Source organism: Streptomyces sp. NPDC005195 (assembly GCF_040608315.1).
Lineage (GTDB): Bacteria > Actinomycetota > Actinomycetes > Streptomycetales > Streptomycetaceae > Streptomyces > Streptomyces kaempferi.
In genome coordinates this window covers 305,958-326,597 of record NZ_JBEXHZ010000002.1, presented here as the reverse complement: position 1 = coordinate 326,597, position 20,640 = coordinate 305,958, and the positions used below count along the sequence as shown (strand labels likewise).

Below are 20,640 nucleotides of genomic sequence, written 5' to 3'. Positions count from 1 at the left end.
GGCCACGGGAGGTGACCATGGCGGTCGAGGGTGCGGTGGGGACGGCCGGCGAGCCGGAGTCGTCCGACAGTCTGCGGACGTTCGGGGCGGTCGTACAGGCGTTGCGGGAGCACGCGGGGCTGAGCCGGGAGGAGTTCGGCGAGCGGGTGCGGTTCTCCAAACACACGGTGGCGTCTGTGGAGTTGGGACGCCGGATGCCGGACCCGACGTTCGTCGAGCGGGCGGAGGACGTACTGGGGAACACCGGGGCGTTACGGAAGGCGGCGGGGCATCTGGCACGGCAGCCGGGGCTGGCGGCGTGGTTCCGGCAGTGGGCACGGTTGGAGGCGACCGCGATCACCCTCTATACGTACGAGTGCCGGTTGATTCCAGGGCTGTTGCAGACGGAGGCGTATGCGCGCACGTTGTTCACGAACCAGCTGCCCCCACTGGACGACGCGCAGATCGAGGCGCAGTGGGTGGCGCGGGCGGAACGGCAACGGTTGCTGCGGGAACGGCCGAACACCGCGTTCGGCTTCATCCTGGAGGAAGGCGTGCTCCTGCGGCGCACGGGCGGGGTGGAGGTCGCACGAGGGCTCATCGATCACGTCCTGGAGATCGCCCAGCTGCGGAACGTCGAGGTTCAGGTCATGCCGCAGGTACAGGAGACACACGCGGGGCTCGACGGGCCCATGCAGTTGCTGGAGTCGCCCGACAACCGCTGGTTCGCCTACTGCGAGGGGCAGGAGAGCGGTCAGCTCATCGTTGATCCAAAAGTAGTCAGCATGCTCCAGATGCGGTATGCCAGGATGCGTTCGCAGGCTCTCACCCTGCAAGACTCCCTGAGCCTGTTGCAGCGGATGCGAGGAGCGTTATGAGCACCAGCGAACTGACGTGGTTCAAGTCGAGCTATAGCAGCGGCGGTTCCGGCGACTGCGTCGAGGTCGCCCTCTCCTGGCGCAAGTCCAGCTACAGCAGCAGCGCCTCCGGCGACTGCGTAGAGGTGGCCACCTCCCCCCGCACCATCCACGTCCGCGACTCCAAGAACCCCCAGGGCCCCCACCTCGCCCTCTCCCCCGTCACCTGGTCCGGCTTCCTCACCTACGCCGTCACCCGCGCCTGAGGCCCGGCCGACCTTGCCGCGCCGGGAACCTCATATGACCGGAATAGGACGTATCGCTGTGGACAATGATCACAGCGACGCCGCTGTCCCTGGGAGGCCCCGCATGGTGTTGAGCAGACGTACCTTCAGCGCACTCGCCGGCACCGCCGCGCTGGGCCTCACGCTGGGCGGCAGCGGGGACGGTGGCGCGTACGCGGCAGGTACCGTGCCCACCGGGCCCCCGCCCGGACCGCCCCGCGCCGACGGGCGGCGGCACACCATCGGGTTCGACAAGTACTCCCTGCTGATCGACGGCAGGCGCCTGGTCCTCTGGTCCGGCGAGGTCCACCCGTTCCGGCTGCCGAGCCCCTCCCTCTGGCGGGACGTGCTGCAGAAGCTGCGCGCCCACGGCTACAACACGATCAGCGTCTACGTCTCCTGGAACTACCACTCCCCCGCCCCCGGGCACTACGACTTCACGGGCGTCCGCGACCTCGGCCTGTTCCTGCGCACGGCGGCCGAGACGGGTCTGTACGTGATCCTGCGGCCCGGCCCGTACATCAACGCCGAGGTCGACGCCGGCGGCTTCCCCGGATGGCTGACGGCCACCCGGGGCACCGCCCGGACCTCCGACCCGACCTATCTGTCGCACGTCGACGAGTGGCTGACGGCCGTGAACCGGGTCGCGGCCCGGCACCTGTACACCGACGGCGGCGGTACGGTCGTCCTCTACCAGCTGGAGAACGAGTACGCGGACAACGTCACCAGCCCGCGGGGCCGCGACTACATGGCCCACCTGTACGCCAAGGTCCGCGCCGGCGGTATCGACGTCCCGCTGTTCCACAACGACAAGGGCAGGAACGGCCACTGGACGCCCGGCACCTTCAACACCGGCGGGGAGAAGGGCCGGTACCTGTACGGGTTCGACGGCTACCCGTCCCCGGACGAAACGCCCCCGGACTGGGGCTACTTCGGCGTCGGCGGGACGAAGGGCGGTTCTACGGCGAGCCCCGGGACCCCGGGATTCCTGGCCGAGTTCGGCGGCGGCTGGTTCGACCCGTGGGGCGGGGCGGAGTTCGACGGCAAGGGCTACGCGGAGTCGGCCCGGACCCGGGACGCCGCGTACGAACGGCGCTTCTACCTCACCAACCTCGCCAACGGCATCAAGGTCCACAACGTCTACATGACCTTCGGCGGCACCTCCTGGGGCTGGCTGCCCGCGCCGGTCGTCTACACGTCCTACGACTACGGGGCCGCCCTCGACGAGGCCCGCAGGCCGACCCCGAAGCTGGTCCCGATGCACCAGATCGGACAGCTCCTGCACTCCGTTCCCGACCTCGCCAAACTGGACCGGGCACCGGACGTCACGGTCCGCGAGGGCAGCGGCGGCTCGGGCGCCGACGCCGGGATCACCGCGTACCACCTCGTCAACCCGGACACCAAGGCGCACTTCCACGTGCTCCGCAACGACCGGCCCACCAACGCCGTGGCCGCCGTCACGCTCGCCGGGGAGAGCGTCCGGGTGCCCCTCCCCGGTCTCGACGCCCGACTGCTCGCCACCGGACTCTCCCTGGGACGGCGGACCCTGCGGTACTCCAGCGCGCAGCCCATGCTGCGGCTGGCCGCCGGGCGTCAGGACATCGCGGTGTTCACGGGGCGCGAGGGCGAGGCGACCTGGACGGTGCTGGAGTGCGCGAGCGCGCCGAAGGTCACCGTGCTGGAGGGCAGCGCACGCCATGAGCACGCGCACGGCCTGCTGCGTGTCGACGCCGAACTCAAGGGCCTGACGCGCGTGTTGGTGGAGGGCGGCGGCACCACGGCGCCGCTCCTGCTGCTCCTCGCCGACGACAGGGCCTCCGCGCGGCTGTGGCGTCACGACACCCCGTCCGGCCCGGTCCTGGTGCGCGGGCCGGCCCTGGTGCGCACCGCGGAACTGCGTGGCACGACCGTCCATCTCACCGGGGACACGGTGACGGCCGCGGACCTGGAGGTGTGGGGGCCGCGCGGGGTGAACGCCGTGGTCTGGAACAAGGGTGCGGTGCGCACCCGCGCCACCGCGTCCGGCAGCCTGCTGGCCGGGCAGCGGCTCCCCGGCGTACCGGCCGTCGCGCTCCCGGCGCTGGGCAAGTGGCGCCACCACACCGAGAACCCGGAGTCCGCCGCGACGTTCGACGACTCGGCCTGGCGGACCGCGAACCGGACGTCCTCCCACAGTGTCACCCCCGTACCCGCCGGGCAGCCCGTGCTGTTCGCCGACGACTACGGCTTCCACTACGGGGACGTCTGGTACCGGGCCCATTTCGCGGACGCGGCGGGCGCGAAGTCGGTGTCCCTGTCGTACGTCACGGGCACCCAGGGGCTGCTGATGGCGTGGCTGGACGGCAGGCCGCTGGGCACGCACCGGATGCCGGTACCGGACAAGAAGACGGTCCGGCAGGGGACCTGGGCCGCCACGGCCACCTTCCCCCTCACTCCGGAGGCGCGCCGGGCGAAGGGGCCGCACGTGCTGTCCGTCCTGGTGCGGCGGATGCAGCACGACCAGGACGGCAAGGCCCGGGACACGCACAAGGCGGCCCGCGGGCTGACGGCCGTGACCTTCGGCGGCGCCGCGCCCGCGCTCTCCTGGCGGATCCAGGGCGCGGCGGCCCCGGACCCGGTGCGCGGGCCGCTGAACCACGGCGGTCTGTACGGGGAGCGGCAGGGCTGGCATCTGCCCGGGTTCGCGGACGCCGGCTGGCAGGTCGTGGAGTTCCCGCGGGCGCGGCGGGGGCAGGGGGTCTGCTGGTACCGCACCGGGTTCCGGCTCGCGGTCGACCCGGCCGTGGACGCCTCGATCGGGCTCACCCTCACCGACGACCCGTCCCGCGCCTACCGTGTCCAGATCTTCCTGAACGGCTGGAACCTGGGCCAGTACATCAACGACGTAGGGCCCCAGCACACCTTCGTGCTGCCGAATGGTTTGCTGAACACACGTGGCGCCAACACCCTGGCCCTCGCCGTGCTGGCGGACGGGACCACACCCGCGGGTCCGGGCACCGTGCGGCTGACACTGATGGGCAGCGCGGCCGGAGGAGTGCCGGTGACGCCGGTGGCCTCCCCCGGCCGGTGACCGCCGGCGGAGCCTGCTGTCCCCGCCCGGCCGGCGACCGGACGGGGACGTGGGGGGAAGCCTGTTTCCGGGGGAGCCGTCAGCCGGCGAACGCGGGCTGCGCCAGCCCCTTGCCTGCGCCGGGGACGACGAGGACCGAACCGGAGAGCGGGTGCGGCGCGACCAGACCCGTACGCGCGGTGGTGATGTACAGGTCGGTCAGGTCCGCGCCGCCGAACGCGCAGGCGGTGGGGCGGCGGACCGGGAAAGCGATCACGCGGTCGAGGCGGCCGTCGGGGGTGTAGCGGCGGACCGCGCCACCGTCCCAGAACGCCACCCAGACGCAGCCCTCGGCGTCCACGGTGAGCCCGTCCGGGTAACCCTCGTCAGCACCGATGGCCACCAACTCTCGCCTTTTGTAGGGGAGTTGATTCTCACCGACGTCGAAGACGTCGATCCGCCGGGTCGGGGTGTCGATGTAGTACATCAGCCGGCCGTCGGGGCTCCATCCCATGCCGTTGCTGACGGTGACGTCGTCCAGGACGGTGTGCACGGTGCCGTCCGCGGCGATCCGGGACAGCGCGCCGCCGCCCCGGTCCTCGTCGTAGCGCATGCTGCCGGCCCAGAGCGCGCCGTCGGGGGCGACCGCCGCGTCGTTGCCCCGGCGGCCCGGGACGAGTTCGCGGTGCAGCCAGCGGAACTCCCCGGATGAAACAGACGAACCGGACGGGCCCGATGGGCCTGATGGGCCTGATGTGCCTGATGGGCCTGGCGAACCGGCGGGACCGTACAGCCCCACCCCGTCACGGAGGTTGACCACCAGGCCGCCGCCCACACGGGGCTTGGCCGCGCCCACGTGCTGCTCGGTGACCATGACCGTACGGCGCCCGGAGAGGGGGTCGTAGGTGTGGACCCGGGAGCCGAGGATGTCGACCCAGATCAGCCGCTGTTCGCGGGCGTCCCAGGTCGGGCCCTCGCCGAGGGCCGCGTCGGCGCGTATCGCCACGTCGAGCGAGGTCATCCCCTCACGCTCCGGTGACCGAGACGCTCCGAGAGCTCGACGGCGCCCTTCGCGGCGAGCTGCTCCAGCTCGGCGCGGCGCTCGTCGCTCCAGCGGATCATCGGTACAGAGATGGAGAGCGCGGCGACGACCTGTCCCGTGCGGTCGCGCACCGGGGCGGCGACACAGCTGACGTCCGGGTTCGACTCACGGCTCTCCACGGCGACGCCACGGCGGCGGATCTCCGCCAGGGCCTCGCGCAGGGCGCCCGGTTCGGTGATGCTGTTCGGTGTCATCGCGGCCAGGTCCGCGTCGCCCGGGATGCGGGAGGCGAGCTCCGGATCGGGCAGCGAGGCGAGCAGCATCTTGCCCACGGAGGTGCAGTGGGCGGGCAGGCGGCGCCCCGCCGCCGACACCATGCGCACGGCGTGCGTGGAGTCGACCTTCGCGATGTAGATGACGTCCGTGCCCTCGAGGATCGCCACATGGACCGTCTCGTCGCAGGTCTCGGCGACGGTGCGGGCGACCTGCTGGCCCTCCGCGGCGAGGTCCAGCTGCTCGGCGTAGCGGCTGCCGAGCTGGTACGGCCGCACGCCGAGGCGGTAGCGTCCGGGCTGGCCCGGTATCTGCACGATGTACGAGCGGGCGGCGAGCGTGGTGACCAGCTCGTGCACCGTCGTCCGCGGCAGTTGCAGCCTGCGCACGATGTCGGGGGCGGAGAGCGTGCCGTCCCCGTCGAGGAAGAGCTCGAGAATGTCGAGAGCTCGGGTCACGGCAGGTACGAGGCGTCCCACAACCGGCCCCCTCCCTATGTTCGAAATTTCAACAGACGATCGGCATGACGAACACAGGCTACTCATGGTGGTCTTGGAGGGGCAATGGGTGGGCGACAGCGAGGTGCCTGGGGCTGATTTCGACCGGTGGGGACCGAGAGACGTACGGACCCTCCGCACGACGCCGCCCGTGGGCCGGCCCGATGCGCGATCATGGGCCGCATGCCCGCCAAGCGACCCGCAGGACCCTTCACCCCGATCGACTTCCAACTGGTCCTGCTGCGCCGCATGGCCGACCACAACCCGGACCTCGTCGACGACGCCCGCCACGAACTGGGCGTCTCCCTCGCGGACATGCGCGAGGCCAACCGGCGCTGGCAGGCGATGCTGCACGCCCCGCGCTCCCGCTCCGCCGCCCACCGCTACCGCTCGGTCCTCGGCGCCCCGGAGTCGGTCACCCCGCGCCGCGTCGGCGACCTCGCCTGCGAGGCCCTGCTGTGGCCCGTGCCCCTCTGGCCCGGTCTGCGCTTCGAGGTCCTCGCCCTGGCGAACGGGGTGGTCTGGAACGAATGGCTGGTCCGCGCCCCCGGCACCGCGGGCCCGGTGCTGAGGACCCTCGACGACCTGACCCCCTGGTCCTGCACGGTCGACGAGGCCGCCCGCGCCTTCGCCCCCGCCCGGCCTCTGGAGGGCACCGCCCCCACCCGCTGGGGGCTCGCCTTCACGGCGCCGGACGCGTCGGGGGTACGGCAGGAGTGCGCGGCCGAGTTCACCTGGGGGCTGCTGCAGCGGGTGGCCGTCAGCGGGCGGCCCGGATGACCGCCTCCGCGACGACGGGCACCGACTCCGGGTGCAGCCAGAGGAAGAGGTTGGGTTCCACCAGTTCCAGTTCCATGACGCACGGCCGCCCGTCGTCGCCGTCGACGACGTCGACCCGGGCGTACAGCAGTGCGTCCCCGTCCGTGCCGGACGGTCCGTGCGGTACGGCGGCCAGCGCGCGCTCGGCGAGGGCGAGTTCGGCCGGGGTCGGCTCCCAGACCTCCATCCGGGGATGCGGGACCTTGTCCGCGTCGTAGGCCGTCCCGGGCTCCAGGACGGCACCCTTGCGGCCGGCGTGCAGGAAGCGTCCGCCGAAGAACTGCAGCGCCCGCTCGCCGGAGGTGTCGACACCGCGCAGGTAGGGCTGGACCATCGCGGTCAGCCCCCGCTCGTGCATACCGGCGAGGTGTCGCAGCGCGGTCTCCCGCTCCTCGGGCCGGTAGCGGGCGGCGAGCCGTGCGCCCGCGCCCGAGGTGGGCTTCACCACGTACTCGTGGTCGTCCGGAAGGTCGGCGGGGTCGCCGGGTGCGAGGTACCGGGTCGGCACGGTCGCCACCCCGGCCCCGGCCAGCTCGCCGAGGTACCGCTTGTCGGTGTTCCACCGCACGACCGCCGCCGGATTCGCCAGCCGGGTGAGCTTCGCGACCCTCTCCGCCCACGCCACGAACTCCGCGACCCGCCAGCTGTAGTCCCAGGTCGAGCGGATGAGGACCAGGTCGAAGTCCGCCCAGTCGACGGCCGGATCGTCCCAGTACACGATCCCGGCCCGCGCCCCGGCGTCCTCCAGCGCCCCTTCGAGCACGGGCAGGTCCCGGTCCGCGCTCGTCGCGCCCTCCTCCGGCCGGTAGGTGGCGAGTGCGATGCGGGGGCGGGCGGCGGTGCGGGCCACGGCGGACTCCATCCTCGTAACGTCTGATCCCCGGGGAGGCTACAACCGGCCGTGCCGGCCCCGGCTCGTGCGGGCCGATCCGGGCCGGGCCCGCACGGGGGCCGGACGCTCACCGGGCCGGGACGCGCTCGGCCGGGACGGCCGCGACGGCGCGCACCACCCGGATGTCCTCGGGGTGGCGCAGGGCCCGGGACACGGACTCGATCTCCGCCAGCAGGTTCTCGGTGTCCGGGTCCAGGTGAGGAGCGGTGGCGTCGTCCCGACGTGTTCGCCGCCCGGTCTCGACGGCGTCCTGGAGCGTCACCGCGTGGGCGAGCGCCCGCGCCCGGCCGGTCTCGAACCCCAGGCCGACCGCCGCCTCGTACGCCGTGCGCCGCAGGTCCTCGTCGAGGAACCGGGCGAGGTGGAGCAGCGCGTCCCGGATGTACGTCTCACGGCGCATCAGACGCAGTTCCGGGGTGACCCGGAGCCTGAAGGGGACCCGGCTGCCCACCACCGTCCGCATCAGCCGGTACAGGGGCCGCAGCCGCCAGAGGCCGAGCCGGGTGCGCGCCCGCCGCTGCAGATACTGGCCCACGTGCGGCAGGATGAAGCCGACCGCGATCAGGACGGCGGAGAGGGAGGCGACCGGCGGGGCCAGGTCGGTGCTGAGCCGGTCCAGGTCGTGGCCGCTCCAGCGGGCGCCGATCGCGGAGAGTTTCGCGCCGTCGTAGACCAGGTTCATCGTGTAGCCGACGCCCAGGAACTTCAGCCCGCCGCGCAGCCACACGTCGAGTCCGTCGGTACGGATCCAGTTCCAGACCAGCTTGGACGTGATCAGACAGGCCGCGGTGTGCGCGAGCAGGTAGAGGACGATCTCCTCGCGCATGAAGGGTGTGCCGGAGTAGTACGTGTCGAGATCCCGGATCCGCTCGACGGGCGTGTCGGCGAGCGCGAACAGCACCCACAGCGCGACGATCACGCCGGCGTAGGCGGCGACGACCCAGCGGGTGGCACGGCGGGTGGCCGCGCGGTCGGTGATGCCGTTGCGCCAGGTGGTGATCATCAGCAGGCAGGCTCCGCCGAAGGCGGTGACGAGGCTGTAGAGCAGGGGCGCCGAGATGTTCGGTACGCCGGTGACGCGGTTGGTCCAGGCGATCATCGGCGGCGCCGCGCAGACGAAGACGGCGCAGGCGAGGACGAGGAGACCGCCGACGGCTCTCAGGAGCGGGTCCCGCCAGAGCTTGACGATGCTGGGCAGCTTGATGGCGAGGGCGGCGGTGAGGACCGCGATCGGTATCCAGAAGGAGATGTAGATCCCGGCGAGGAAGTGGGAGGGATCCATCGCCGGTCAGTCCTGGGAGCCGCGGTAGCCCAGGGAGGCCTGGATGGCGCGTCCGACCGGATCGGCGGGGCCCTGCGGGCGGGAGCCGGTCACCCAGGAGCGGAAGACGCTCGCGAGGTGGAGGCCGAAGTCCTCGGCCTCGGCCTCGTCGGCCTCGTGCGAGCCGTTGCGGGCGGCGACGGTGAGCGCGATCTCCTGCCAGCGGGGGTCGTCCGACAGGGCGCGGGCGGCGGCCGCGCCGGCGAAGTGGTGATGGGAGTGCGCGTGACCGGCCGACATGTGCCACAACTCGTGCCCGAGGATGACGAGTTGCTGGACCGTTTCGGCGCGCTCCTCGACGATGACGAGGTCGAAGTCGTGGAACTCCATCCACAGACCGGTGACCTCGATCTCGTCGGGGAAGCGTTCGAAGCGGAGCTGGACGGGCCGGCCGTCCCGGCGCCGGCTCATCTCCTCGCAGAGCGCACCGGCCAGATCCCGTACGTCGACGGGCGTGTCGAGGCGCTTCCTCAGGGACCGGGAGAGCTCGACCGCGAGGGCGCGCATCTCGGAGTCGGATCTTCGGGAGAACAGTGCCGCCGCGCGTTTCCAGACGCCGCCGGCCCGTCCGGCCGTCCTGCCCGTCACACCGCTCGCCGCACTCCGCGTCACTCCTCGCTCCGCCCCGCTCCTCGCTCCGTCGTGCAGTCGACCCGTGATGGCGTCGTGGCTGTTGACCCGTCAAATGGTCGCGCCGTGGGCGAGACTACGGGCCCGGATCGTCCCACGCCATGGTTTTCCGCACGGGCGTTCCCGGTTCGGGAACGGCGCGGCGACCCGCGGTCCGGACGTCCCGGTGCGCGCACCGGCACGCGCCCCCGTGTGAGCATCGACGCGCGTCCTCGTGCGGGTCTTGGTGCGGGTCTTGGTGCCGGTCCTTGTACGCGTCCTGGCGCGGACCCTCACGCGGGTCGCCGAGGGCGTCCTGGCACGGACCCTCACGCGGGCCTTCGTACGCGTCCTGGCGCGGGTCCCGGTGCGGGCCGCCGAGCGCGTCCTGGGGCGGTCCCGGTGCGGGTCCCGGTGCGGGTCCCGACTCGGGTCGCGGAGGGCGTCCGGAGGCGGGCGCCGTGCGGGGCCGGGCGGGGCCTCCCCCGTGCCGTGCGGTGTGATCTGCCTCGCGCTCGGCCGGTCGCGGGCTCCGGCAGGTTTCCCGCGCCCTGGTGTAGGAACGGTTCTGACTGTCACCGGCAGAACGTCCCTACTGGCAAGGAGCACCCCGCGTGTCCTCCCTCTTTCCGGCCCTGGTCAGCGGTTCGACCGCACGGCGGCCCGCCCTTCGCTTCGGCGACCGGTCCCTGACGTACGCGGAACTCGCCGCCTCGGCGGGCGCCCTGGCCGCGCGCCTCGAAGGCCGGGAACGGATCGCCGTATGGGCGACGCCGTCCCTGGAGACGGCCGTCGGGGTGGTGGCCGCGCTGCTCGCCCAGGTGCCCGTCGTACCCCTCAACCCCAAGTCCGGCGAGGGCGAGCTGGGGCACATCGTGTCGGACAGCACGCCCTCACTGGTGCTCGCCGGGGAGGGGGACGACCTCCCCTCGCCCGTACGGGAGTTGGAGCGCATCGACGTCGTGACGCGGCACGCCGGCGGTGTCGTGCCGGAACCCCCGGCCGAGCCGGACGATCCCGCCGCCCCCGCCCTCGTCGTCTACACGTCCGGCACCACGGGTCCGCCCAAGGGCGCCGTCGTCCCGCGCCGCGCGATCGCCTCGACCCTGGACGCGCTGGCCGACGCCTGGCAGTGGACGGGCGACGACGTGCTCGTGCACGGACTGCCGCTCTTCCATGTGCACGGGCTGATCCTGGGCGTCCTCGGGCCGTTGCGGCGCGGTGGGGCCGTCCGGCACCTGGGGCGGTTCAGCACGGAGGGCGTGACGCGTGAGCTGAACGCGGGGGCGACCATGCTGTTCGGGGTGCCGACCATGTACCACCGGCTCGCCGAGGCGCTGGCCGAGGACGCGGAGCTGGCCAAGGCGCTCGGCCGGGCGCGGCTGCTGGTCTCCGGCTCCGCCGCGCTGCCGGTGCACGACCACGAGCGGATCACGGCGGCGACCGGGCGGCCGGTCGTCGAGCGGTACGGCATGACCGAGACCCTCATGAACACCAGCGTCCGGGTGGACGGTCCGGCACGGCCCGGGACCGTCGGGGTGCCGCTGCCGGGCGTCGGGCTGCGGCTGGTCGAGGAGGACGGTTCGATCCTCGCCTCGTACGACGCGGACGGCGCCCCGACCGGCTCGTACGACACCGAGGGCAGTCCCACCGGCGCCTACGACGGCGAGAGCGTGGGCGAGATCCAGGTGCGCGGGCCGAACCTGTTCACCGAGTACCTGAACCGGCCCGACGCCACCGCCGCCGCGTTCACCGCGGACGGCTGGTTCCGTACCGGTGACATGGCGGTGCGCAACGCCGACGGCTGCGTGCGCATCGTGGGCCGCAAGGCCACCGACCTGATCAAGAGCGGCGGTTACAAGATCGGCGCCGGCGAGATCGAGAACGCGCTGCTCGAACACCCCGCCGTGCGCGAGGCCGCCGTCACCGGGGAGCCCGACGACGACCTGGGCGAACGGATCGTTGCCTGGGTGGTCCCGGTCGACGCCCCCGCCCCCGGCCTCGACCGCGAACTCGCCGACCACGTGGCCCGCCGGCTCGCCCCGCACAAGCGCCCGCGCACCGTGCGGTTCCTGTCCGCCCTGCCGCGCAACGACATGGGCAAGATCCTGAAGCGAGCGCTCCCGGACGCCCTCGCGGACTCCCGCGCGGGCGCCCACCCGAACGACGTCACGCATGACTGACCGCTTCCCGGCCCGTGCGGCCATCGCCCTCGTCACCGACGAGTTCACCGAACTCCGGGTGCCGATACGGCGATTCGAGCCGGACGGTCCGCTGTCCTGGCAGGGGTACGACGAGGCACGCTCCCGTGCCGCCGCCCGCACCGGCGAGGACGAGTCCGTCGTCTGCGGCGGCGCGGTCGTCGGCGGCACCCGGGTCGCGCTGATCGCCTTCGAGTTCGGCTTTCTCGGCGGCTCGCTCGGCGAACGCACCGGCGACCGGCTGGAAGCCGCGTACGCCCATGCCCGCGAACACCGGCTGCCGGTCGTCTCGCTGGTCGCGACGGGCGGCAGCCGGATGCAGGAGGGCATGCTCGCGCTCACCCAGCTCCAGCGGGTGGCACGGCAGTCGGCGCTGACCCGGGAGGCCGGGCTGCCGCAGATCGCGGTGGTCCGGGATCCGACGACGGGGGGCGGCTGGGCCACGCTGGGCGCGGGTTCCGACGTGATCCTGGCGCTGCCCGGCGCCCAGGTGGGATTCGCCGGTTCCCGGGTCCGTCCGCCCGGCGCGGACCCGGCGGCGTACACGGCCGAGGCCCAGGTCGCGGCGGGCGCGGTGGACGCCGTCGTACCGGAGGGGGAGCTGCGGGAGACGCTGGCGCTGTGGCTGGCCCTGCTCAGCGCTCCCTCCGCCGGGGCCGCACCGGTGCCGGCCGCTCTCGGCGCGCCCGGTCTGCCCGCCACCGGCCGGGACGCCGTCGACCGGGCCCGCTCCCCCGAACGCCCGCGCGCCGAGGCCTACTTGGACGACTATTTCAGCCGTCGCGCGGCAATCGGCGGCGACCGCTGCGGCGGGACCGACGCCGGTCTGCTGTGCGGGTTCGGCTCCGGTCCCGAGGGGCGGACGGTCGCGTACGCGGCACAGTGCGGGACCGCGACCCGTCCCGCCGGGTACCGCACCGCGGCACGGCTGATCCGTCTCGCGGGCCGGCTCGGCATCCCGGTGCTGACGCTGGTGGACACCCCGGGCGCCGCCAACGACGAGCACGCCGAGCGGCAGGGCGCGGGCTCCGCGATCGCGGACCTGTTCGCCGCGGTGGCCACCGCCCGCACTCCCGTCACCACGCTGGTGATCGGCGAGGGCGGCTCGGGCGGCGCCCTCGCACTGGCCTCGCCGGACAACACCTGGGCCACGCCGGACAGTTACTTCTCCGTCATCGCGCCGGAGCTGGCGGCCGCGATCCTCAAGCGTCCCGCGAGCGAGGTGCGCGCCACAGCGGACCAGCTCCGCATCCGGCCGCAGGATCTGCTGGACCTGGGGGTCGTGCGGGGCATCGCGGAGCACCGGGGGGAGTGAGCGCGCGGGCGGCGCCGGCCCCCTCCCGAGGGGAACCGGCGCCACCCGCGCGGTGGGAACAGGCGCCAGGTGAGTCGGGATAGGCCGGGGGGCCGGTGAGTCGGGACGGGCCGTGAGTCGGGACGGGCCGCGGAAAGCGGGACATCGGCACGACTTGTGGGGACCCGGGAAGCGGCACGGGTTGCGGGGTCGGGGGGAATCTGTACGCGCACGGGGAAACGGGCCCGGCCGGTCGCCCTCTCCGGACCGGTCCTCCGGTATGCCGATCCTCCCGCCGGACGATCGCCGGGAACCGCCCGCCGTCACCCGTTCGGCGGTACCCCGCCCGGCCCCCTTCAGAAGGCGCCCCGGCCTTCTTGAGCGGACGATGCGAGAAGGGACCGCCACGAGGCGGAGCCCGACGGTCTGCTCTCGGGAGGACCCGCCATGACCGCCAGTCTGGAGCAGCTGCGCCGCTGTCACTTCGCCGTCGACCTGGGCGCGGCCAGGACACGTGTGTGGGTGAAGGGCGCGGGACTGGTCGTGGACCAGCCGAGTGTCGCCGCGATCAACACCAAGAACGGCGCGCTGATCGCGGTCGGTGAGTTCGCGGAGAAGATGACGGGCCGCACCCCCGACTACATCCGGGTCATGCGGCCGGTGTCGGGCGGCACGGTCGTCGACATCGAGATGGCCCAGCGCATGCTGCGGCAGCTGCTCGGCGACAAGGTGCGCCGCACCCTGCGCCGCAAGCCGAGGCTGCGCGCCGCCGCCTGCACCCCGCACGACGCGGACCCGCTGGCGCAGCGCGCGACGATCGAGACGCTCGTCGGGCTCGGGGCGAGGCGGGTGGAGCTGGTCGACACGCTGATCGCCGCGGCGGTGGGCTGCGGGCTGCCGGTCGAGCGGCCGGAGGCCACCATGATCATGGTGTGCGGTGCCGCCGCCACCCAGGTCGCCGTGCTGTCCCTCGGCTCCATCGTGACCGCCGAACGCATTCCGGTGGGCGGCGAGGCCGTCGACCGCGCGATCGTGCAGCACCTGCGCCACCAGCACGAGCTGATGCTTCCGTCGCAGTCCGTACGGCCCCTGCAGCTCGCCCTGTCCGGCAACGGGCTCACCCCGCACGGCCCGACGTCCACGGAGATCCACGGGCGGGACGTGGCGACCGGCCTCGCCCGTTCGGTGCAGGTCGACACCGCCGCCGTGCGCGATGCCATCCAGACCCCGCTGACGGCCGTACTCGACGGGATCGGGAAGGTGCTGCGGGCCTGTCCGCCGGATCTGGTGGCCGACCTCGCCGACCGCGGGATCATGATGGTCGGCGGGAGCGCGCTGCTCCCGGGGCTCGACCAGATGCTGCGGCACGCGACGGGCATGCCGGTGCACATCGCCGAGCGGCCGGACGTGTGCGCGGTGCAGGGTCTGGGCTACATGCTGGAGGGCAAGATCGAGCCGCTGACGCTGGAGCCGCTGCCGGGCTGACGGCCGGCCCGCCCGGGACCGGTCGATCCCCGTCCTCCGACCCCCGAGGGGCCCGTATGACCGACCCCGTCCCCCGTCTCCCGGCCCTCGTGGAAGCCGTCCTGTGCGTCGGGTCCGACCTGGAACTGCGGGCCACGCTCCAGCACATCGTGGATGCCGCCGCCGAACTGACGGGGGCCCGGAGCGCGGCGCTGGACATGGCCGACCCCGGCGACGCCGGACCGCTGGAGATCCGTACGGACAGGCCGCCGACGGCCGGCCCGGACCGGTGCCCCCACGAGCGGCCCGACGGCTCCCTGGGCGTCCCGATCCTCGTCGGAGACGCGGTGTTCGGGAACCTGTACGTCGCCGGACAGCGCGGCGGTCCGTTCACGGATGAGGACGAGCAGTTGCTGCGGGTGCTCGCGACCCAGGCCGGCGTCGCGATCGGCAACGCCCGGCTGTACGAGACGGCCCGGCAGCGCGAGCGGTGGATCGAGGGCGCGGCGGCCGTGACCACCGCACTGCTCAGCGGAGGGGACGCCGCCGACGCGCTGACGACCGTCGCCGAACGGGCCCGGATCCTCGCCGACGCCTCGGCCGCCCTCATCCTGCAGCCCACGGCGGAGAACGGCATGAGGATCGTGACCGCCGCCACCCCCGACGGCTCCGCCGACCCCGGTGACATCGTCGGCACCACGATCACGCCGGGCAGCCCCCTGCTGGAACAACTGCTGGCCGGCGAACCGGTGTTCATCGACGACTCGGCGACCGACCCGCGACTGACCACACACGTACGACACCGGTTCGGGCCGAGCATGATGCTCCCGCTGCAGTCGGGCGGCCGTCTCATCGGCACACTCGCCCTGCCCCGCGACCGCGGCGGCCGCCCGTACAGCGCGGCGGAACGGCTGCTCGCCGCGCAGTTCGCCTCACAGGCCGCGCTGGCGCTGGTCCTCGCGGACGCCCAGCACAGCCGGGAGCGGCTCGCGGTCTACGAGGACCGCGACCGGATCGCTCGTGACCTGCACGACCTGGTCGTCCAGCGGCTGTTCGCCACCGGCATGATGCTGGAGTCCACGCAGCGGCGCAGCGCCGGGGAGGCCGACGCGGAGGTGCACGAGATCCTGGGCCGGGCCGTCGACGAACTGCAGTCCACCGTCCAGGAGGTACGCACCGCGATCTTCGCCCTCCAGCAGCCGCCGGCCGACGCCCCCACCACCCTGCGCGGCAAGGTGCTGCGCGAGACGGCGGGCGCCGCGGCGGCCCTGGGTTTCCAGCCGTCCACGCGTTTCACCGGCGCGGTGGAGGCACTGGTGCCGGAGCCCGTCGCCGGCCACCTGCTCGTGGCCCTCCGCCGCGCCCTCGCCTCGACCGCGCGCCGCCCGGGAGTGTCCCGCATCGAGGTCGCCGTGGACGCGACGAGGAGACTTCCCGACGGGCGGGCCGCGGTGCGGCTGACGGTGTTCGACGACGGCGACACGGGCGGGGGCGGCACGAGGGGCGGAGACACGAAGGGCGGAGACAGGCGCGGACGTGCGGGGACGACGATCGTGTGGCAGTCGCCCCTGTGAGCGCCGCTCCGGTCGGCCGTCCCGTCAACTGTGCTTTTCCCGGGGCCACTTGACGCCCTCCCCCGGTCTCCGTACCGTCACCTCTCGCATACGTGGATATGACCTCTGTTCACATCCACGGACATGCGGGAGACAGGGCGAGTTGGGGACAGGACAAGCGTGAGGACGGGGTGACCATGGCCCAGCGGCGTGTGGTGGTGTCCGGCGGAGGCACCGGGATCGGCCTGGCGACGGCGGAGGCGTTCGCCGCGGACGGGGACCGGCTGGTGCTCCTCGGCCGCCGCGAGGAGGTGCTGCGCAAGGCGGCCGACACACTGAACAGCCGGTTCGGGGAGTCGGCGGCGACCTGGTGCGCGGCGGACCTCTCCGACCCCGGACAGGTGGACGGAGTACGGGAGTTCATAGCGGCGGACGAGACCCCGGTGGACGTGCTGGTGGCCAACGCGGGCGGCAACGTGGCCGCCGCGCACGACGGCACCCTCGCCTCCATCGCGGACGGCTACCGCCGCAACTTCGACGCCAACGTCCTGACCGCCGTGCTGCTCACCGAGGCCCTGCTCCCCCACATCCGCAGGCCCGGCGGCCGCATCGTGCAGCTCTCCTCCATCGCCTCGCTGCGCGGCCCGGGGTCGTACGGGGGCTCCAAGGGCTGGATCAACACGTACACCTACGACCTCGCCCAGCGCGTCGGCCACGAGGGCATCACCGTGAACGCGGTCGCCCCCGGCTTCGTCGGCGACACGGAGTTCTTCGGCGACCGCGCGACCCCGGAGTTCGTGGCGTCGAGGGTCGCGCAGTCCCTGACGGGACAGCCGGGTCATCCCTCGGAGATCGCCGCGGCCGTCAAGTACGTCGCGTCACCCCAGGCGGCGTACCTGACGGGACAGCTCCTGCACATCAACGGCGGGGCGGCGCTGGGCCGCTAGCGCCGCGCCTCGGATCGTACCGAGCGGCTCCGGCGGCCGGCCGAAGGTGACCCGGCGGTCGCCCAGTCGTACGGCTGACGGGCGGCCGGGCGAGAACTCCGTGCGCGGCATGCGAAACGGCCTTCCCGCCCGCCCGGAACCAGCGGCAGGCGTTGCCGTGGCTCCCGGACGGACGGCGCCCCGTCACCACCCGAACGGCGGCCGGGGTGAATCAGCAGGTCCGCGTGGACCCGGAACCACCCGGGGTGGCCGGCGCCCCTACCGGCTTCGCCGTGGCTTCCGGCCTCTCGATTCCACCGACCGGCTCGCGGCCCTCGCCACCGGTGACGGCGGCAGGGATCACGCCCGCAGGACGGCCACCAACTGGATCAAGGCGTCGGCCGGCGGGGTCGCAACGTCGTCGGCGACGGACCCGTGACCCGCTCCGCACCGGTACAGGGCGCGGTGGTCCCGACGGGGCCGCCGCGTACCGCGACACCGTGCGGGAGTATCCGGGCGGGCGCCAGGGGCGAGGTCCTGACGGGCCGGAGTCCAGCGCGCGGGTCCCCAAGACCCCCGCCATCCGCGCCGCGGCACGGCACGGCACGGATTCACACCTCGTCATACTTCCTCGAACTCCGTCGAACTCGCGACGTCCGGGAATCGGGGCGCGGAGTTCGCCAGTTGGGGTGCGACAGGCCGTATCGGCCCGTGGACCCGCACAGCCGCCCCGTCCACGACCGGCACGCCCACGGCCGCCCCGCCCGCGCGGAGGACATTCAGCGGGGCCATGGAGCCGGGCACAGGGCCGCACGCTCGGGACACGTGCCCAGCGCCGCTCGGCCACACCCGGAGCCGGGCGATCCGGATCACTCGACCGGGCTCGCGCACACCGTCACCGAAGGCCGCGGGGCCGCCGACGGAGATCTCCGGACGACCGGCCGTCCGTCCGTGTGCGGCGGGGCCACCTGGTCCTGGTCCGGATGGATGAATGCGGACCGCCGCCTCGGGGCTGCGACCGCCGTTACCGCGTTTCCACAGATAGAAACGGTTCTGCTACGCAGGCTCTGGGTGGGGCGGGTGGGACTCGAACCCACGGCCGACGGATTATGAGTCCGCTGCTCTAACCGGCTGAGCTACCGCCCCTTACGGCGCGTCGCGCACATTTGTGCGCGCCGTCTGCCGCAGCATAGCCGCTCATACGATCTCCTGCTTCGGATGGTCGGCAACGCATGACCATGAGGACTTCGGTGCCGGTCACGCGGTTCCCCCGGACATGAAAAAGGACCCCTGAGGGGTCCTCTTCCGTTGCTCTCCCGACTGGACTCGAACCAGTAACCTGCCGATTAACAGTCGGCTGCTCTGCCAATTGAGCTACAGGAGATCGAGCTCCCCCGACTGGACTCGAACCAGTAACCTGCCGGTTAACAGCCGGCTGCTCTGCCAATTGAGCTACAGGGGATCGCACTCTTTGCATCGAACGCACCTACCTGGGTATTCGCCAGGGGGCGTGCGCTCGCTGCGACACATACATTAGCGCAAGCAGGGGGGTGCTCCGCCAATCGGTTCCCCCCGCACCGATGCCGAGGCAAGGGAAGGGTGGCCGACATGCGGTACCGGCTCACATTCGTCGCCGGACTGGCCGTGGGTTACGTGCTGGGCACACGCGCCGGGCGCGAGCGCTACGAACAGCTGAAGAAGTCCGCGCGGCAGGTCGCGCAGAACCCCGCCGTGCGCAACACCGCCGAGACCGCCGCCCAGCAGGGGCGCCAGGTCGCGGGCAAGGCCTACCACGTGGTGAGCGAGAAAATGGGCGACCACGTGCCCGACTCGGTGACCCAGCGGGTCCGCTCCCTGCGCGAGCGGAACACCAACGGCACCGGCGAGGACGACTGGGGCACCACGAACACCTGAACATCCGGATGGCCGTATCGCCCGAAAGGCCCGGTGCGAGAGGCATCGGGCCCCTGGCGCCGGGGCCTCGGGAGCCCCCGGCCACCCGTGCTCACCAGGGGTGACACCCGGCCCGGCGCGCCCACCTCCCGCGGTACGGCAGAATTTCCGCCATGGGCATAGTCGCCGGGCTGGACAGTTCACCCGATTTCACTCGCATCGTCGTCTGCGACACGGACACGGGCGCCGTGCTCAGGCAGGGGTACGCGCCGCACCCGGTGGAGACCGCCGAGAGCGGCGGCCGCCCTTCCGACGTCGATCCGCAGGCCTGGCTGCTGTCCCTGGGCGAGGCCGCCGGCGGCGGACTGCTCGAGGGCGTGCAGGCCATCGGCGTGTCGGCACAGCAGAACGGGCTCGTCCCGCTGGACGCGCAGGGCAACACCGTGCGCCCCGCCCTGGTCGGCGGTGACAAGCGGGCCCAGGTCGCCGCCGCCGACCTGGTGGACGCGCTCGGCGGGCGCGAGGCATGGGCCCAGGCCGTGGGCTGCGTCCCCCAGGCCGCGCAGCCGGTGACCAAACTGCGCTGGCTGAACCGGACCGAACCCGACGCGGCCCAGCGCACCGCCGTACTGCTCCAGGCGCACGACTGGCTGGTGTGGCAGTTGCTCGGCCGCCCGCTGCGCCGGACCACCGACCGCGGCGGGGCCTCCGGTACCGGCTACTGGTCGGCGGCGACCGGCGCCTACCGGCCGGATCTCGTCGAACTCGCGCTGGGCCACCAGGCCACGCTTCCCGAGGTGCTCGGCCCGTCCGAGGCCGCGGGCACCACCCCCGAGGGGCTGTTGATCTCGGCGGGCACCGGCGAGACGATGGCGGCGGCCTTCGGGCTCGGTATCGGGCTCGGGGACGCGGTCGTCTCCCTCGGCGCGTCCGGGTCCGTGATGGCCGTACACACCGAGGCGCTGGCCGACCCCTCCGGCATGATCACCTCTCTGGCGGACGCGACCGGGCTCCATCTGCCGGTGGTGACGACGCTGAACGCCGTACGAACCCTGCGGGGCGCCGCCGAACTGCTCGGCCTGCCCGACCTGGAGAGCCTGTCCGAGCTGGCGATGAAGTCCACGCCGGGCTCGCACGGACTGGTCCTGCTCCCCTATCTGGAGGGCGAGCGGACCCCGAACCTCCCCCATACGGCGGGCACACTCGCCGGGCTGCGGCGCGAGTCGATGCGGCCCGAGCACCTCGCGCGGGCCGCCTTCGAGGGCATGCTGTGCGGGCTCGCGGACGCGCTCGACGTCCTGCGCGGGCGGGGCGTGGACGTCCGGCGGGTCTTCCTGCTCGGGGCGGCCGCGGAGCTGTCGGCCGTACAGGCCGCGGCGCCCGCGCTGTTCGGCGCGCAGGTCGTCGTACCGCAGCCCGCGGACTACGCGGCGCTCGGCGCGGCCCGTCAGGCGGCCTGGGCACTCGGCGTGTCGCAGGGCACCCTCGACCCCCGGCTGCCACCCGTCTGGCAGGGTGCGGTCGCCCAGGTTCTGGAGCCCGGCGAGGAACTGGCGGTGGGCCAGGCCGTACGGCAGCAGTACGTCTCCGTACGGGAGCAGACGCATCCTGGGGCGTTTCGCGCATAAGGGCACACAGGGGGGCACGCGGGGAGGCCGGGACGCGCGGTGAAGTCCCTTAAGGGCCG

At 73.1% G+C, this 20,640-nt stretch carries 16 protein-coding genes and 3 tRNA genes; 11 read left to right on the top strand and 8 right to left on the bottom strand.

All coding sequences use genetic code 11. From position 1 onward, the window contains the following. Positions 1-17 precede the first annotated feature (17 nt). From ABZV34_RS04015 to ABZV34_RS04005, 3 genes are all read left to right on the top strand, one after another. On the top strand, positions 18-857 hold the full coding sequence (locus ABZV34_RS04015; RefSeq protein WP_356271154.1) for a helix-turn-helix transcriptional regulator: 840 nt from the start codon (positions 18-20) through the stop codon (positions 855-857). Continuing rightward, on the top strand, positions 854-1,102 hold the full coding sequence (locus ABZV34_RS04010) for a DUF397 domain-containing protein (protein ID WP_356271153.1): 249 nt from the start codon (positions 854-856) through the stop codon (positions 1,100-1,102). The genes ABZV34_RS04015 and ABZV34_RS04010 overlap by 4 nt, the downstream gene beginning before the upstream one ends. Positions 1,103-1,205: 103 nt before the next feature. Next, positions 1,206-4,190: a beta-galactosidase gene (locus ABZV34_RS04005; protein WP_356271152.1), complete on the top strand. Its 2,985-nt coding sequence runs from the start codon at positions 1,206-1,208 to the stop codon at positions 4,188-4,190. A gap of 79 nt (positions 4,191-4,269) precedes the next feature. Here the strand turns inward: ABZV34_RS04005 and ABZV34_RS04000 are convergent, their stop codons facing one another. Continuing rightward, positions 4,270-5,190: an SMP-30/gluconolactonase/LRE family protein gene (locus ABZV34_RS04000; protein ID WP_356271151.1), complete on the bottom strand. Its 921-nt coding sequence runs from the start codon at positions 5,188-5,190 to the stop codon at positions 4,270-4,272. After that, complete coding sequence (locus tag ABZV34_RS03995) at positions 5,187-5,963, bottom strand: IclR family transcriptional regulator (protein WP_356271150.1); 777 nt, start codon at positions 5,961-5,963, stop codon at positions 5,187-5,189. Before ABZV34_RS03995 ends, ABZV34_RS04000 begins: the two co-directional genes overlap by 4 nt. Before the next feature lie 192 nt (positions 5,964-6,155). On the opposite strand from ABZV34_RS03995, the gene ABZV34_RS03990 reads away from it, so the two are divergent. Then, a complete protein-coding gene (locus ABZV34_RS03990; RefSeq protein WP_356271149.1) occupies positions 6,156-6,761 on the top strand; it encodes a hypothetical protein in 606 nt (201 codons plus the stop codon). On the opposite strand, the gene ABZV34_RS03985 is transcribed toward ABZV34_RS03990, so the two are convergent. From ABZV34_RS03985 to ABZV34_RS03975, 3 genes are all read right to left on the bottom strand, one after another. Then, positions 6,742-7,662 (bottom strand): hypothetical protein, encoded by a 921-nt coding sequence (locus ABZV34_RS03985; RefSeq protein WP_356271148.1) that lies wholly within the window; start codon positions 7,660-7,662, stop codon positions 6,742-6,744. The two genes, ABZV34_RS03990 and ABZV34_RS03985, sit on opposite strands and share 20 nt — an antisense overlap. A gap of 97 nt (positions 7,663-7,759) precedes the next feature. Beyond that, on the bottom strand, positions 7,760-8,974 hold the full coding sequence (locus ABZV34_RS03980) for an MAB_1171c family putative transporter (RefSeq protein WP_356271147.1): 1,215 nt from the start codon (positions 8,972-8,974) through the stop codon (positions 7,760-7,762). 6 nt (positions 8,975-8,980) lie between these two features. Further along, entirely contained in the window at positions 8,981-9,547 is a 567-nt protein-coding gene (locus tag ABZV34_RS03975; RefSeq protein ID WP_356271244.1) for a toxin-antitoxin system, toxin component family protein, read from the bottom strand. Between the two features lie 689 nt (positions 9,548-10,236). Here ABZV34_RS03975 and ABZV34_RS03970 point away from each other — a divergent pair. From ABZV34_RS03970 to ABZV34_RS03950, 5 genes are all read left to right on the top strand, one after another. Further along, on the top strand, positions 10,237-11,805 hold the full coding sequence (locus ABZV34_RS03970; RefSeq protein WP_356271146.1) for an acyl-CoA synthetase: 1,569 nt from the start codon (positions 10,237-10,239) through the stop codon (positions 11,803-11,805). After that, on the top strand, positions 11,798-13,138 hold the full coding sequence (locus ABZV34_RS03965) for a carboxyl transferase domain-containing protein (protein WP_356271145.1): 1,341 nt from the start codon (positions 11,798-11,800) through the stop codon (positions 13,136-13,138). The genes ABZV34_RS03970 and ABZV34_RS03965 overlap by 8 nt, the downstream gene beginning before the upstream one ends. Positions 13,139-13,564: 426 nt before the next feature. Then, the gene (locus tag ABZV34_RS03960; RefSeq protein ID WP_356271144.1) at positions 13,565-14,602 is read left to right on the top strand and encodes a rod shape-determining protein; all 1,038 of its coding nucleotides are present in this window, start codon (positions 13,565-13,567) and stop codon (positions 14,600-14,602) included. A 56-nt stretch (positions 14,603-14,658) separates the two neighbouring features. Further along, the gene (locus tag ABZV34_RS03955; protein ID WP_356271143.1) at positions 14,659-16,155 is read left to right on the top strand and encodes a GAF domain-containing protein; all 1,497 of its coding nucleotides are present in this window, start codon (positions 14,659-14,661) and stop codon (positions 16,153-16,155) included. 176 nt (positions 16,156-16,331) lie between these two features. Then, a complete protein-coding gene (locus tag ABZV34_RS03950; RefSeq protein WP_356271142.1) occupies positions 16,332-17,081 on the top strand; it encodes an SDR family oxidoreductase in 750 nt (249 codons plus the stop codon). A 1,051-nt stretch (positions 17,082-18,132) separates the two neighbouring features. On the opposite strand, the gene ABZV34_RS03945 is transcribed toward ABZV34_RS03950, so the two are convergent. The 3 genes from ABZV34_RS03945 to ABZV34_RS03935 form a co-directional block, all read right to left on the bottom strand. Next, positions 18,133-18,206 (bottom strand) — tRNA-Ile (locus ABZV34_RS03945). A gap of 165 nt (positions 18,207-18,371) precedes the next feature. Then, positions 18,372-18,444: transfer RNA gene (locus ABZV34_RS03940), tRNA-Asn, on the bottom strand. Between the two features lie 5 nt (positions 18,445-18,449). Beyond that, positions 18,450-18,522, bottom strand: a tRNA-Asn gene (locus ABZV34_RS03935). Between the two features lie 146 nt (positions 18,523-18,668). Here ABZV34_RS03935 and ABZV34_RS03930 point away from each other — a divergent pair. Together ABZV34_RS03930 and ABZV34_RS03925 are read left to right on the top strand one after the other, a co-directional pair. Continuing rightward, positions 18,669-18,974 carry a YtxH domain-containing protein gene (locus tag ABZV34_RS03930; RefSeq protein WP_356271141.1) on the top strand — a complete coding sequence of 102 codons (306 nt, stop codon included), beginning with the start codon at positions 18,669-18,671 and terminating at the stop codon, positions 18,972-18,974. A gap of 152 nt (positions 18,975-19,126) precedes the next feature. Next, the gene (locus tag ABZV34_RS03925) at positions 19,127-20,581 is read left to right on the top strand and encodes an FGGY family carbohydrate kinase (protein WP_356271140.1); all 1,455 of its coding nucleotides are present in this window, start codon (positions 19,127-19,129) and stop codon (positions 20,579-20,581) included. The last annotated feature ends 59 nt before the right edge of the window (positions 20,582-20,640 follow it).

Excerpts from the sequence above, each read along its gene's own strand:
- ABZV34_RS04015 (WP_356271154.1), top strand. The coding sequence starts at position 18 with ATGGCGGTCGAGGGTGCGGTGGGGACGGCCGGCGAGCCGGAGTCGTCC.
- ABZV34_RS04010 (WP_356271153.1), top strand. The coding sequence starts at position 854 with ATGAGCACCAGCGAACTGACGTGGTTCAAGTCGAGCTATAGCAGCGGC.
- ABZV34_RS04005 (WP_356271152.1), top strand. The coding sequence starts at position 1,206 with ATGGTGTTGAGCAGACGTACCTTCAGCGCACTCGCCGGCACCGCCGCG.
- ABZV34_RS04000 (WP_356271151.1), bottom strand. The coding sequence starts at position 5,190 with ATGACCTCGCTCGACGTGGCGATACGCGCCGACGCGGCCCTCGGCGAG.
- ABZV34_RS03990 (WP_356271149.1), top strand. The coding sequence starts at position 6,156 with ATGGGCCGCATGCCCGCCAAGCGACCCGCAGGACCCTTCACCCCGATC.
- ABZV34_RS03985 (WP_356271148.1), bottom strand. The coding sequence starts at position 7,662 with ATGGAGTCCGCCGTGGCCCGCACCGCCGCCCGCCCCCGCATCGCACTC.
- ABZV34_RS03980 (WP_356271147.1), bottom strand. The coding sequence starts at position 8,974 with ATGGATCCCTCCCACTTCCTCGCCGGGATCTACATCTCCTTCTGGATA.
- ABZV34_RS03965 (WP_356271145.1), top strand. The coding sequence starts at position 11,798 with ATGACTGACCGCTTCCCGGCCCGTGCGGCCATCGCCCTCGTCACCGAC.
- ABZV34_RS03960 (WP_356271144.1), top strand. The coding sequence starts at position 13,565 with ATGACCGCCAGTCTGGAGCAGCTGCGCCGCTGTCACTTCGCCGTCGAC.
- ABZV34_RS03955 (WP_356271143.1), top strand. The coding sequence starts at position 14,659 with ATGACCGACCCCGTCCCCCGTCTCCCGGCCCTCGTGGAAGCCGTCCTG.
- ABZV34_RS03950 (WP_356271142.1), top strand. The coding sequence starts at position 16,332 with ATGGCCCAGCGGCGTGTGGTGGTGTCCGGCGGAGGCACCGGGATCGGC.
- ABZV34_RS03930 (WP_356271141.1), top strand. The coding sequence starts at position 18,669 with ATGCGGTACCGGCTCACATTCGTCGCCGGACTGGCCGTGGGTTACGTG.
- ABZV34_RS03925 (WP_356271140.1), top strand. The coding sequence starts at position 19,127 with ATGGGCATAGTCGCCGGGCTGGACAGTTCACCCGATTTCACTCGCATC.